Origin of the sequence: Hydrogenophaga pseudoflava (genome assembly GCF_004353865.1) — a bacterium.
GTDB classification, from domain to species: domain Bacteria; phylum Pseudomonadota; class Gammaproteobacteria; order Burkholderiales; family Burkholderiaceae_C; genus Hydrogenophaga; species Hydrogenophaga pseudoflava.
Map to the genome: position 1 here is coordinate 2,479,743 of NZ_CP037867.1, position 13,418 is coordinate 2,493,160.

Annotated in this window: 9 protein-coding genes; 3 read left to right on the top strand and 6 right to left on the bottom strand. The window is 67.6% G+C overall.

All coding sequences use genetic code 11. The annotated features are described in order from the left end of the window. The first annotated feature begins 69 nt into the window (after positions 1-69). Complete coding sequence (locus tag HPF_RS11995; RefSeq protein WP_133156733.1) at positions 70-2,049, top strand: peptidase U32 family protein; 1,980 nt, start codon at positions 70-72, stop codon at positions 2,047-2,049. 4 nt (positions 2,050-2,053) lie between these two features. On the opposite strand, the gene HPF_RS12000 is transcribed toward HPF_RS11995, so the two are convergent. The 6 genes from HPF_RS12000 to HPF_RS12025 form a co-directional block, all read right to left on the bottom strand. Beyond that, entirely contained in the window at positions 2,054-2,425 is a 372-nt protein-coding gene (locus HPF_RS12000) for a hypothetical protein (protein ID WP_133156734.1), read from the bottom strand. Positions 2,426-2,484: 59 nt separating this feature from the next. After that, positions 2,485-3,018 carry a hemerythrin domain-containing protein gene (locus tag HPF_RS12005; RefSeq protein WP_133156735.1) on the bottom strand — a complete coding sequence of 178 codons (534 nt, stop codon included), beginning with the start codon at positions 3,016-3,018 and terminating at the stop codon, positions 2,485-2,487. Positions 3,019-3,141: 123 nt separating this feature from the next. Then, on the bottom strand, positions 3,142-4,107 hold the full coding sequence (locus HPF_RS12010) for a DUF808 domain-containing protein (RefSeq protein WP_133156736.1): 966 nt from the start codon (positions 4,105-4,107) through the stop codon (positions 3,142-3,144). A gap of 16 nt (positions 4,108-4,123) precedes the next feature. Then, entirely contained in the window at positions 4,124-4,936 is an 813-nt protein-coding gene (locus HPF_RS12015) for a phytanoyl-CoA dioxygenase family protein (RefSeq protein WP_133156737.1), read from the bottom strand. Between the two features lie 4 nt (positions 4,937-4,940). After that, positions 4,941-8,948 carry a phosphoribosylformylglycinamidine synthase gene (gene purL / locus HPF_RS12020; protein WP_133156738.1) on the bottom strand — a complete coding sequence of 1,336 codons (4,008 nt, stop codon included), beginning with the start codon at positions 8,946-8,948 and terminating at the stop codon, positions 4,941-4,943. 170 nt (positions 8,949-9,118) lie between these two features. Beyond that, on the bottom strand, positions 9,119-9,769 hold the full coding sequence (locus HPF_RS12025; protein ID WP_127805983.1) for a hypothetical protein: 651 nt from the start codon (positions 9,767-9,769) through the stop codon (positions 9,119-9,121). Positions 9,770-9,888: 119 nt separating this feature from the next. Here HPF_RS12025 and map point away from each other — a divergent pair, with 119 nt between their 5' ends. Then, positions 9,889-10,710 (top strand): type I methionyl aminopeptidase, encoded by an 822-nt coding sequence (gene map / locus HPF_RS12030; RefSeq protein WP_133156739.1) that lies wholly within the window; start codon positions 9,889-9,891, stop codon positions 10,708-10,710. Between the two features lie 15 nt (positions 10,711-10,725). Next, on the top strand, positions 10,726-13,401 hold the full coding sequence (locus HPF_RS12035) for a [protein-PII] uridylyltransferase (RefSeq protein WP_133156740.1): 2,676 nt from the start codon (positions 10,726-10,728) through the stop codon (positions 13,399-13,401). Positions 13,402-13,418: the final 17 nt, after the last annotated feature.

Consider the following 13,418-nt stretch of genomic DNA (forward strand, 5'->3'; position numbering starts at 1 on the left):
ATCGGGTTGATTTGCGGGGCCGTCAGTGGCCCCGATTCTGCCTGCACTGCCCACTTTTTTCGCGTCACCATGTTGCCCCACCAGCTCGAACTGCTTGCCCCCGCCCGCGACGCCGACATCGGCATCGAGGCCGTGAACCACGGGGCCGACGCGGTCTACATCGGCGGCCCGTCCTTCGGCGCACGCACCAGCGCCGACAACAGCGTGGCCGACATCGCCCGCCTCGCGCGGCACGCGCACCGCTACAACAGCCGCATCTTCGTGACGATGAACACCATCCTGCGCGACGACGAGCTGGAGCCGGCGCGCAAGCTGGCCTGGCAGCTCTACGACGCCGGGGTGGACGCGCTGATCATCCAGGACATGGGCCTGCTGGAGATCGACCTGCCGCCGATCCAGCTGCACGCCAGCACCCAGACCGACATCCGCACGCCCGAGAAAGCGCGCTTCCTGCAGGACGCCGGCCTGTCCCAGATCGTGCTGGCGCGCGAACTCACGCTGCAGCAGATCGCCGCCATCGACGCCGCGCTCGGCCCGAAGGACGCGCCCGGCCGCGCCATCCTCGAATTCTTCGTGCACGGCGCGCTGTGCGTGGCCTACAGCGGCCAGTGCTACATCAGCCACGCCCACACGGGGCGCAGCGCCAACCGCGGCGACTGCTCGCAGGCCTGCCGCCTGCCCTATGAGGTGAAAGACAGCCAGGGCCGCATCGTGGCGCACGACAAGCACGTGCTCTCGATGAAGGACAACAACCAGAGCGACAACCTGCGCGAGATCATCGACGCGGGCGTGCGCAGCTTCAAGATCGAAGGCCGCTACAAGGACATGGCCTACGTCAAGAACATCACCGCGCACTACCGGGTGCTGCTGGACGAGATCCTTGAAGAACGCCCCGAGCTGGCCCGCGCCAGCAGCGGGGAATGCACTTTCCACTTCCAGCCCGATCCGAACCAGAACTTCAACCGCGAGTTCACCGACTACTTCGTGCAGGGCCGCAAGGAAGACATCGGCGCCTTCGACACGCCCAAGAACCCGGGCCGCCCGATCGGTTTCGTCACTGCCACCGGCCCCAACTTCGTCGAGCTGCAGACCGACGAACAGGACACGGTCATCCACAACGGCGACGGCCTGTGTTACCTGGACCTGCAGAAGGAACTGGTGGGCCTGCAGATCAACCGGGCCGAAGCGGTCAACAAGAAGGGCCTGTGGCGGGTGTTCCCCAAAGACCCGATGGAGGGTTTCAAGGACCTGCGCAAGGGCGTGCAGATCAACCGCAACCGGGACATGGACTGGGTGCGCGGGCTGGAGAAGAAGTCGGCCGAACGCCGCATCGGTGCCTGGCTGGCCCTGGACGAAACCGCCGACGGCCTGACGCTGACCATCACCGACGAAGACGGCCACAGCGGCACCGCCACCCTGCCCGGCCCGCTGCAGGACGCCAAGGACCCCAGCCAGGCCGAAGACAAGCTGCGCGAGAACCTCTCACGCCTGGGCGACACCCTGTTCCAGCCGCTGGACGTGGCGCTGAACCTGAACGGTCCGCGCTTCGTGCCCGCCTCACAGCTCAACGCCCTGCGCCGGGATGCGGTGGAACAGCTGGAAGCCGGCCGTGCCGCGGCCTGGCACCGCCTGCCGCGCGCCAAGCCGGTCGAGCCGCCCGTCAACTACCCGGAAGACACACTCACGTACCTGGCCAACGTGTTCAACCACAAGGCGCGCGATTTCTACGCGAAGCACGGTGTGAAGGTGATCGCCGCTGCCTACGAGAGCCACGAGGAAGAAGGCGAAGTCAGCCTGATGATCACCAAGCACTGCGTGCGCTTCTCGCTCAGCCTCTGCCCCAAGCAGGCCAAGGGCGTGACCGGCGTGCAGGGCACGGTGCGCGCCGAGCCGATGCAGCTGATCAACGGCAAGGAGAAGCTGACCCTGCGCTTCGACTGCAAGCCCTGCGAGATGCACGTGGTCGGCAAGATCAAGCGCAGCGTGATGAACGCCGCGCCGGCAAGCCCGGTGACGTTCTACCGAACGCGACCGGCGACCCCGGCCTGAGTCATTAGGCGTCCTCGCGCGCCTCGATCACCAGCTCCCGCACCCGCACGCCCTTGACGGCGGCGATGGCCCGGATGCGCAGGCCCTGCTCGGCCTCCAGCCGCATCCGCTGGTGGTAGTCCAGGCTGTCCGTCTGGCCGGGGTTGTGGGCGGGAATGCGGCGCGACCACTGGCGCCGGCCATCGAACTCCACCGTCAACTCCAGCCAGGCGCCGCCGGTGTCGGCGGGCACATCGACCAGCAGCGCGGCGTCCACGTCGAACACCCGGGCCCGGCCGTTGAGGCCAGGGATGTTGAGCACCGCAACCCCGTCTGCGCTCTGGACTCGCCAGTGTTCGGGGCGGGAATCGTGAGGGTTGCCAGGGCGATTTTTCATGTCGCCCGAACTGTAGACCATGCCCGCTCAGACCGCGGCCATGGTCCACTGAAGGTGGATCAGATGTAGGCCGCCACTGGCTTGACGTGGCGCATGTGCAGGCTCAGACCCAGCGCAGCCATGTGGTTGCTGTTGCGGCCCAGGGTCACCTCCGACAGCGGCAGGAACTCGGCCTCTTCGTAGGCGGCATGGGCGGTGTACTCGGTGACCAGGCGCTGCACCTCGCCGATGTCCAGATCGGTGCTCTGGCCTTTGGCGACCTGCTTGAGGCCCTTTTCCAGCCGCTTCCACAGCGCCTCGACCATGCGGTGCTCCTCGGTCAGGCGCTTGGTCATGGCTTTCACGCGCTCCAGTTCCTCGCCGGGCTTCGCGCTGGCAATCACTGCTGGGAACAGCTCGCGCTCTTCTTCCAGATGGTGTTCGAAGATGGCTTCGCGAAAGAACTCCAGCGACTGCTCGGCAATCTGACGGGCGCGGGCAGCGGGTTCCAGCAGCGCGGGCAGCTCGTCCAGCGCATTCAGGCGCTTGAGGATGCCGCTGTGGCAGTTGGAGAAGTTGTTCAGCGGGGCGTCGGTGTCAACGGCGGTGTTCATGGCGGCTCCTCTCGGGTTGGTGTGCACCGAAGCCGGTCTTCAGCACACTCACGATCTGGATGCCAGTCTGGGCCAACCGCGTTGTTGAGGCCTTGACACAAGTCAAGGCCCGCCCTTGTTCATTCAGTGTGCGGACTGGCCGCGCAGCTTGTTGAAGGCGTTGAACAGCAGCACGCAGACGATGCCGGCAATGAGGCCGGAAACCCCGCCCGCCAGGCTGTTGACCACGCCACCGATGGCGCCCAGGCCCCCGGCCCAGTGCTCGACCGCGTGTCCCAGCGCCGGTACACCGTGCAGCAGGATGCCGCCGCCCACCAGGAACATCGCCGCCGTACCCAGCACCGACAGGGCCTTCATCAGCCAGGGCGCAAAGGCCAGCAGACCTCGGCCGAAGGCTTGCGTGGCGGATGAGCCGCTGCGGCTCAGGTGCAGGCCCGCGTCGTCGAGCTTGACGATGCCGCCGACCAGGCCGTACACGCCCAGGGTCATGATCAGCGAGATGCCGACCAGCACCGCGACCTGCTGGGCAAAGGGTGCCGTGGCGACCGCGCCCAGGGTGATGACGATGATCTCGGCCGAGAGAATGAAGTCGGTGCGCACGGCACCCTTGATCTTCTCCTTCTCGAACGCGACCAGGTCCACTTTCTCGTCGCTCACGGCCTTCACGAGCTCGGCGTGGTGGGCGTCGTCGGCTTCCTTCGCGTGGAAGAACTTGTGCATCAGCTTCTCGGCACCTTCGAAGCACAGGAACAGACCGCCCAGCATCAGCAGGGGTGTGATCGCCCAGGGTGCCACAGCGCTGATGGCCAGCGCCGCCGGCACCAGGATGGCCTTGTTCAGCAGCGAGCCCTTGGCCACCGCCCAGACCACCGGTAGTTCGCGATCGGCGTTCACGCCAGTCACCTGCTGCGCGTTGAGCGCCAGGTCGTCGCCCAGCACGCCGGCTGTCTTTTTCGCGGCCATCTGCGTCATGGCCGCCACGTCGTCGGCGGCGGACACGCTCTGGCGCGCCGCGACCTTGGTCATGGTGGCCACGTCGTCGAGCAGGGTGGCGATGTCGTCAAGCAGTGCGAGCAGGCTGGAGGCCATGGCGGTGGTTCAACTTTCAGGACCAGACAAGGGGAAACAGCGGGTCGTCCATCGCTGCGCCGTCGGGCAGGCGCTGGTCGAGGCCAGGGAATGGCGGGGAGGTGCGCCAGCGGCGAGGCGCGTGGACCGCATCATCGCCCAGGTAGCGGGCGGAAAACACGCGCCGCCGCGCGCCCGGACCGGTGCCGCTGCTGGCGTGCAGGCTGAGCATGTGGAAGGCCACGCAGTCGCCCGGCTCCAGCGCCCAGCCCAGTTGCCGGTAGGTGCCGGGCTCGGCGTCGATGGGCGGCAGCTCGGCCAGCGTGCCCTCCGGGAACCACTTGGCCTGCTGGTCGCGGAAGGTGCGCGGCATGTACCAGGTGCCGTCGTGCGAGCCGGCGACGAAGCGCAGCGTGCTGGCCAGCGGCACCGGGTCGACCGGTATCCAGAAGCTGACGTTCTGCCTGCCGCCGACGTTGTAGTACGGCTGGTCCTGGTGCCACGGTGTCGGCTGGCGGGTACCGGCTTCCTTGACCAGCAGGTGGTCGTGGTACAGGCGCGCCGTGCGGCTCTGCATCAGCTGGGCGGCCAGATGCGGCAGGGCCGACTCCTTGAGGATGCGCTGGTAGTCCGGGTTGGTCTGCCAGGTGCAGAAGTCCTCGACGAAGCGGCCGGGGTCGTCTGGCTCGCTCGCCACCAGCGCCAGTGGACTCAGGTGGGCCAGGTTGTATTCAATGCCGGCTTCGAGCGTGCGCAGCTCGTCGGCGTTGAGCACGCCCCGCAGCACCACCGCCCCGTCGCGGGCGTAGGCCTGGATGGTGTCGTAGGGCAGCGGGTGCTGGCGAGCCATGAGGTCAGCCGACGAACTTGCGAGCGTTGCGCCAGATGCGCATCCACGGGCTCAGGTCGCTGGCGCTGCCGCTGGTCCAGCTCATCTGGATGTTGCGGAACACGCGCTCGGGGTGCGGCATCATGGCCGTGAAGCGGCCGTCGGCCGTGGTGACCGCCGTCAGGCCGCCCGGGCTGCCGTTCGGGTTGAACGGGTACTGCTCGGTGGCGGCGCCGCTGTTGTCGACGAAACGCATGGCGGCGATGGCCTGCGCCGGGTTGCCGCGGTGCTTGAAGTTGGCAAAGCCTTCGCCGTGCGCCACCGCGATCGGCAGGCGGCTGCCGGCCATGCCCTGCAGGAACAGGCTGGGCGATTCCAGCACTTCCACCATGGACAGGCGGGCTTCGAAACGCTCGCTCTGGTTGGTGGTGAAGCGCGGCCAGGCCTCGGCACCGGGGATGATGTCGGCCAGCTCGGCGAACATCTGGCAGCCGTTGCACACGCCCAGGCCGAAGGTGTCGGCGCGGCCGAAGAAGCCCTGGAACTGCTCGGACAGCACCGGGTTGAAGGTGATGCTGCGCGCCCAGCCGATGCCGGCGCCCAGCGTGTCGCCATAGCTGAAGCCGCCACAGGCGACCACGCCCTTGAAGTCGGCCAGCTTGGCGCGGCCCGACTGCAGGTCGGTCATGTGCACGTCGTAGGCCTCAAAGCCGGCCTGGGTGAAGGCGTAGGCCATCTCCACGTGCGAGTTCACGCCCTGCTCGCGCAGGATCGCGACCTTCGGCTTGCTCAGGTTCAGGAACGGCGCAGCCACGTTGTCCAGCGGGTCGAACGTCAGGGCCACGTGCATGCCCGGGTCTTCCGGAAAACCGGCGGCGGCGTGTTCGCTGTCGGCGCAGGCCGGGTTGTCGCGCTGCTGGTTGATCTTCCAGCTGACGCTGTCCCAGACCTGCTGCAGGTCGTACAGGCTGGCGCTGAACACGGCCTTGGTGTCGCGCCAGACCTGCAGCTGGCCCTTGCCCACGTCGATGGACGAGGACGCCGGGCGGGTCTTGCCGACGAAGTGGCTGTGCTTGGACAGGCCGTGCTCGCGAAGGGTCTGCATCACGGCGTTGCGGTCTTCGGTCTTCACCTGCAGCACGACGCCCAGCTCTTCGCTGAATAGGGCCTTGAGCGTGAGTTCCTCGCGGCGGGCGCTGACCTGCTGCGCCCAGTTCTTGGCATCGCCGGTGTCCATGCGGCTGTCGGAAATGCCGTCGCCTTCGGTGACCAGCATGTCCACGTTCAGCGACACGCCCACATGACCGGCGAAGGCCATCTCGGCCGCCGCGGCCAGCAGGCCGCCGTCTGAACGGTCGTGGTAGGCCAGGATCTGGCCCTTGGCGCGCAGCGCGTTCACGGCGTTGACCAGGTTGATCAGGTCTTGCGGGCTGTCCAGATCGGGCACCTCGTCGCCCGGCTGGCCCAGCGTCAGGCCCAGCACACTGCCGCCCAGGCGGTTGCGGCCCTTGCCCAGGTCGACCAGCACCAGCGTGGTGTCGTCGATGTCGCGGTTGAGCTGCGGCGTGAGCGTGCCGCGCACGTCGGCCAGCGTCGCGAAGGCGCTGACGATCAGGCTCACCGGCGAGGTGACCTTCTTCTTTTCGCCGTCGGCGGTCCACTGCGTGCGCATGGACAGGCTGTCCTTGCCCACGGGCACCGACACGTCCAGCGCCGGGCACAGCTCCATACCGATGGCCTTGACAGTGGCGTACAGGTCGGCGTCTTCGCCGGGTTCGCCGCAAGCGGCCATCCAGTTGGCCGACAGCTTGACGCGCGGCAGTTCGATGGGGGCAGCCAGCAGGTTGGTGATCGCTTCGGCCACCGCCATGCGGCCCGAAGCCGCAGCGTTGATCGAAGCTAGCGGCGTGCGCTCGCCCATGGACATGGCTTCACCGGCGAAACCGGCGTAGTCGGCCAGGGTCACGGCGCAGTCGGCCACCGGCACCTGCCAGGGGCCCACCATCTGGTCGCGGTGAGTCAGTCCACCCACCGTGCGGTCGCCGATGGTGACCAGGAAGCGCTTGGAGGCGACGGTCGGGTGGCTCAGCACGTCGATCACGGCCTTTTCCAGCGACACGCCGGTCAGGTCCATCGGCTTGAATGTGCGCTGGACCGTCTTGACGTCGCGGTGCATCTTGGGCGGCTTGCCTAGCAACACGTCCATCGGCATGTCGACCGGGCTTTCGTTGCCCTCGTCCACCAGCGACAGGTGGCGCTCTTCGGTCGCCACGCCAACGACCGAGAACGGGCAGCGCTCGCGCTCGCAGAAAGCCTTGAACTGTTCCAGCGACTCGGGCGCGATGGCCAGCACGTAGCGCTCCTGGCTCTCGTTGCACCAGATTTCCTTGGGCGCCAGACCGCTCTCTTCCAGCGGCACGGCGCGCAGATCAAAGCGCGCGCCGCGGCCGGCGTCGTTCACCAGCTCGGGGAAGGCGTTGGACAGGCCACCCGCGCCCACGTCGTGGATGAACAGCACCGGGTTCTTGTCACCCTGCGCCCAGCAGTGGTTGATGACCTCCTGCGCCCGGCGCTCGATCTCGGGGTTGCCACGCTGCACGCTGTCAAAGTCCAGCGAGGCGGCATTGGTGCCGGTGGCCATGGAGCTGGCGGCACCGCCGCCCATGCCGATCTTCATGCCCGGGCCGCCGAGCTGGATCAGCAGCGTACCGGCCGGGAAATCGATCTTCTTCGTCTGGCCGGCGTCGATCTGGCCCAGGCCGCCCGCGATCATGATGGGCTTGTGGTAACCGCGGGTCACGCCGCCCACGTCCTGCTCGTACTCGCGGAAGTAGCCCAGCAGGTTCGGACGACCGAACTCGTTGTTGAACGCGGCGCCGCCCAGCGGGCCCTCGGTCATGATCTGCAACGGGCTGGCGATGTGCTCGGGCTTGCCGCCCGGCTGGTCGCTCAAACCACCCCAGAGCTTGGAGACGGTGAAGCCGGTGAGGCCCGCCTTGGGCTTGGAGCCGCGGCCGGTCGCGCCCTCGTCGCGGATCTCGCCGCCCGCGCCGGTGGAGGCGCCGGGGAACGGGGAAATCGCGGTCGGGTGGTTGTGCGTTTCCACCTTCATCAGGATGTGGTGCTGCGCGGCTTCGGCCTGGTAGGCGGGCGACGCATTGCCGCCGGCCTTGGCGACGAAGCGCTCCAGCTGGTGGCCTTCCATGATGGACGCGTTGTCCGAGTACGCCACGATGGTGTGCTGCGGACTCGTCTGGTGCGTATGGCGGATCATGCCGAACAGGCTCTTGTCCTGCGCCACACCGTCGATGGTGAACTGCGCGTTGAAGATCTTGTGGCGGCAGTGTTCGCTGTTGGCCTGCGCGAACATCATCAGCTCGACGTCGGTCGGGTTGCGCTTGAGACCGTTGAAGGCGTTGACCAGGTAATCGATCTCGTCGTCGGCCAGGGCCAGGCCCCATTCGCCGTTTGCCTTCTCCAGCGCTGCGCGACCACCACCCAGCACGTCCACATGCTCCATGGGCGCGGGGTGCAGTTCGGTGAAAAGGGCTTCGGCCTGGCTGCGCTCGGTGGTCACGGCCTCGGTCATGCGGTCGTGCAGCAGGTCGGCCACGGCGCGCAGCTGGTCTTCGCTCAGGCTGGCCTTGCCCAGCAGGCCGCTCTTGAGGCCGATGCGGAATTCGACCAGGCGCTCGACGCGGTGCAGCGCCAGGCCGCAGTTGTGTGCGATGTCGGTGGCCTTCGAGGCCCAGGGTGAGACGGTGCCCAGGCGGGGCAGCACGTAGAGCGCGGGCGCGCCGGCCTTTTCGGCGGCGACAAAGGCCTCGGTGGCCGGCTCGCCGTAGGTCATCAGCTGGCCCAGGCGCTCCACCGTGGCGGCGTCGGGCTCGGCGTCGAAGGACGCCAGGTGCACGAAGCGGGCCGAGAGGCCGGTGATCTTGTCGGAAATGCCCTGCAGACGGGGCAGGAGTTGCTGGACTTTGAAGTCGCTGATGGCGTTGCCGCCGTCAAAAAAGCGCAGGTGCAGGGTCACGGTGGGTGGCCTTGGGGCTGGATGACCGCAGGGGTCGGTGAAAACCCGAGATTTTACCTTTGCCCCTCAACCCGAATCACCCCGCAGGCGGCATCCAGGCCAGCGGGGAACCGGCTCCGCCGGGCCGCAGCTGGCGCCCCCTGGGGGGGGCGCGAATCGGCGCGGGGGGGCTAAAACTGGTAGCCGACGCTCACCTTGATGACCGGCAGCACCTTGGCGCTGTTCAGGTCGTCCTGCACCTTGCGTTCTTCCGCGGCGATGGCCGCCTGCGCGCCCGGCTGGGCCAGCAGGCCGCCCGAACCGGTCAGCCGGACCTTGGGCTTGCCGATGGACACGCCCAGGTCCAGACCGAAGGTCCAGCCCGGCTCGTTGTGCCGGCCGTGGCCCCAGCCCACGCCGATGTAGGGCATGGTGCTCGGGTACTTGATGTCGGCGCGCAGCGAGTTGCCGGTGGCGTCGAAGCGCTGGCCGTCGATGGTGACCGAGCCGTTCGTGGCCTGCGCGTTCAGCGCGGCCGAGGTGCCGCCGAAGGTGGCGCCGCCCACCAGGCGGAACGTGCCCAGGAAGGGGCGGAAGTCGACGAACACGCCGTTGCCCTTGAGCTTGAGGTCACCCTTGTAGGTGATCTGGTCTTCGGTGTAGGTGTCCGATTCGGTGAGGCTGGCCAGCTCGCCGCGAATGCCCAGCGCAGGGCCGACTGGCAGGTTCAGCCCCACCCCTGCACCACCTGTACCGACAACGCCGTATACGCCCACGCCCTGCGCCAGCGCAGAGCCCGTCAGGGCCATCAGGGACAAACCGGTGATCAATAGCTTCTTCATTCGAGCGCCTCTCTGTGGGGGTGTTGGGGAGCGGGCGAGTATAGGAGTGGCGACAGCGCCCGGGTGGCTATTTCACCCTTCGTTTCAAACCGTTGCCCGCCACGGGATAATTGCGTCCCATGAGCATCACCTACAAAGACGAGGCTGGCATCGCCGGCATGCGCGCGGCCTGCCGACTGGCCTCCGAGGTTCTGGACTTCCTGACCCCGCACATCCAGCCCGGCGTGACCACGCTGGAGATCGACCGCCTCTCGGCCGAGTACATGAAGCAGCAGGGCACGCGCTCGGCGACCATAGGTTACCAGCCCCCCGGTTACCCACCCTACCCGGGCCACCTCTGCACCTCGATCAACCACGTGGTCTGCCACGGCATCCCCAACGACAAGCCGCTGAAGAAGGGTGACATCCTCAACGTCGATGTCACCGTGATCACGCCGGAGGGCTGGTACGGTGACAACAGCCGCATGTTCCTCATCGGTGGAGAAGCGGCTTGCAGCGTGCAGGCCCGGCGGCTGACCCAGGTCACCTTCGAGGCCATGTGGAAGGGCATCGTGATGGTCAAGCCCGGCGTGCGCCTGGGCGACATCGGCCACGCGATCCAGACCTACGCCGAAGGCAACGGCTATTCCGTGGTGCGCGAGTTCTGCGGCCACGGCATCGGTCAGCGCTTCCACGAAGAGCCGCAGGTGCTGCACTACGGCCGCCCCGGCACGCTCGAAGAGCTCAAGCCTGGCATGACCTTCACCATCGAGCCCATGATCAATGCCGGCAAGCGCGACATCAAGGAGATGGGCGACGGCTGGACCATCGTCACGCGCGACCGTTCGCTGTCTGCGCAGTGGGAACACACCGTGCTGGTCACGCCCACGGGCTACGAGGTGCTCACGCTCTCGGCCGGCAGCCCGCCCCTTCCCTCGTTCGTGACCACCACCGCCTGCTGATTCCGGAGCGCTCCCATGGCTGAAGCCGCAGGCGATCTCGGCGCGCTGCGCCAGCGCTACCGCGAAAACAAAACCACCTTGTTCACCCAGCTGGGCGAACAGGGTTCATCGACCCGCGGCGTGCGCCGCACCCTGCAGCAACTGGCCCGGCTGACCGACGGCACGCTGCGCCAACTCTGGACCAATGCAGGCTTCGGTCCGGGCTTCTCGCTCCTGGCTGTCGGCGGCTATGGCCGTGGCGAGCTGTTCCCGAACTCGGACGTCGACGTGCTGGTGCTGCTGCCCGACGGCGCGACGCCAGATGGCGATGAAGCGCTGAAGGCGCGTCTGGAGTCCTTCATCGGCGCCTGCTGGGACGTGGGGCTGGAAATCGGCTCCAGCGTGCGCACCGCCGCCGAATGCGTCGAAGAGGCCGTGCGCGACGTGACGGTGCAGACCTCGCTGCTCGAATGCCGCCTGATTGTGGGCTCGCGGGCGCAGTTCACAGGCCTGGTGCGGCGCCTGGGCGAGGTCATGGACCCCAAGGCCTTCTTTGTGGCCAAGACGCTGGAAATGCGCCAGCGCCACACCAAGTACGAGAACACGCCCTACTCGCTCGAACCCAACTGCAAGGAGTCGCCGGGCGGCCTGCGCGACCTGCAGGTCATCCTCTGGGTGGCCAAGGCCGCCGGCCTGGGGCGCAGCTGGGACGAGTTGGCACGCCGGGGCCTGGCCACGCCGCTGGAGGTGCGCCAGATCAAGGCCAACGAGGCCCTGCTGAGCCTGATCCGCGCGCGGCTGCACCTGCTGGCCCACCGGCGCGAAGACCGGCTGGTGTTCGACCTGCAGACCGCAGTGGCCGAGTCCTTCGGCTACAAGGCGCAGGCACAGGCCCCCGCCGGCCCTGACGAGCAGCCACCCGCGCCCACCGCACGCCTGGCCCGCCGCGCCAGCGAGGAGCTGATGCGGCGCTACTACTGGGCGGCCAAGGCCGTGACCCAGCTCAACCAGATCCTGCTGCTCAACATCGAGGAGCGCCTGAACAGCGACGAGAGCGGCGCCGACCAGATGCGCCCGATCAACGAGCGCTTCTACGACAAGGCCGGCATGCTGGAAGTGGCCAGCGACAACCTCTACATCCAGCAGCCGCACGCCATTCTCGAAACCTTCCTGCTATACCAGACCACGGTGGGCATCAAGGGCCTGTCGGCGCGCACGCTGCGCGCGCTGTACAACGCGCGCCCGATCATGAACGGCGCCTTCCGCGCCGACCCGGTCAACCACGCCACTTTCCTGCAGATCCTGCAGCAGCCCGAGGGCATCACGCACGCCATGCGGCTGATGAACCAGACCTCGGTGCTGGGCCGCTACCTATGGGTGTTCCGCCACATCGTGGGCCAGATGCAGCACGACCTGTTCCACGTCTACACGGTCGACCAGCACATCCTGATGGTGCTGCGCAACGTGCGCCGATTTTTTATTGCCGAGCACTCGCACGAATACCCGTTCTGCTCTCAGTTGGCCGCGGGCTGGGACAAGCCCTGGATCTTCTACGTGGCGGCGCTGTTCCACGACATCGCCAAGGGTCGCGGCGGCGACCACTCCGAGCTGGGTGCGCGCGACGTGCGCAGCTTCTGCCGCCAGCACGGCATCGCGCGCGAAGACGCCAAGCTGATCGAGTTCCTGGTGTCCGAACACCTGACCATGAGCCGCATCGCGCAAAAGGAAGACCTGAGCGACCCGGACGTGATCACCGCCTTCGCCCAGCGCGTGGGCAACGAGCGCTACCTCACGGCGCTCTACCTGCTCACGGTGGCCGACATCCGCGGCACCAGCCCCAAGGTGTGGAACGCCTGGAAGGGCAAGCTGCTGGAAGACCTGTACCGCTACACCCTGCGCGCCCTGGGCGGCCGCGCCCCCGACCCGGACGCCGTGGTCGAGGCGCGCAAGCGCGAGGCCCTGTCCATGCTGGCGCTGCACGCCCTGCCCCACCAGGCGCACAAGGCTCTGTGGGACACGCTGGACGTGGGCTATTTCATGCGCCACCAGGCCGACGAGATCGCCTGGCACACACGGGTGCTCACGCGCCAGCTGGCCATCAACGCACGCAGCGGCACCGGGGTGCCCCCCGACGCCGCCATCGTGCGCGCCCGCCTCTCGCCCGAGGGCGAGGGCCTGCAGGTGCTGGTCTATTCGCCGGACCAGAACGACCTCTTCGCCCGCATCTGCGGCTACTTCGACAACGCCGGGTTCTCGATCCTCGACGCCCGCATCCACACCACCATGACCGGACACGCGCTGGACACCTTCCAGGTGGTGGCGCCCACGCTGTCGGAGCACTACCGCGAGCTGATCGCGATGGTCGAAAACAAGCTCGCCAGCACCATCGACGAGCGCGGCCCGCTGCCGCCGCCCAGCAAGGGGCGGCTCTCGCGCCGGGTCAAGAGCTTCCCGATCACGCCACGGGTGGACCTGCGGCCGGACGAAAAAGCCCAGCGCTGGCTGCTGAGCATCTCCGCCAGCGACCGCGCCGGCCTGCTCTACTGCATCTCGCGCGTGCTGGCCCAGCACCACATCAGCGTGCAGCTGGCCAAGGTCAGCACCCTGGGCGAGCGGGTCGAGGACACGTTCCTGATCAGCGGACCCGAGCTGCAGGTCAACAAGCGCCAGATCGAAATCGAGACCGAACTGCTGGAAACGCTGGAGGGCTGAGCGCCCTCCAGCTGTCC

Coding starts and splice junctions, on each gene's coding strand:
- HPF_RS11995 (WP_133156733.1), top strand. CDS start 70: ATGTTGCCCCACCAGCTCGAACTGCTTGCCCCCGCCCGCGACGCCGAC.
- HPF_RS12000 (WP_133156734.1), bottom strand. CDS start 2,425: ATGAAAAATCGCCCTGGCAACCCTCACGATTCCCGCCCCGAACACTGG.
- HPF_RS12005 (WP_133156735.1), bottom strand. CDS start 3,018: ATGAACACCGCCGTTGACACCGACGCCCCGCTGAACAACTTCTCCAAC.
- HPF_RS12010 (WP_133156736.1), bottom strand. CDS start 4,107: ATGGCCTCCAGCCTGCTCGCACTGCTTGACGACATCGCCACCCTGCTC.
- HPF_RS12015 (WP_133156737.1), bottom strand. CDS start 4,936: ATGGCTCGCCAGCACCCGCTGCCCTACGACACCATCCAGGCCTACGCC.
- HPF_RS12025 (WP_127805983.1), bottom strand. CDS start 9,769: ATGAAGAAGCTATTGATCACCGGTTTGTCCCTGATGGCCCTGACGGGC.
- map (WP_133156739.1), top strand. CDS start 9,889: ATGAGCATCACCTACAAAGACGAGGCTGGCATCGCCGGCATGCGCGCG.
- HPF_RS12035 (WP_133156740.1), top strand. CDS start 10,726: ATGGCTGAAGCCGCAGGCGATCTCGGCGCGCTGCGCCAGCGCTACCGC.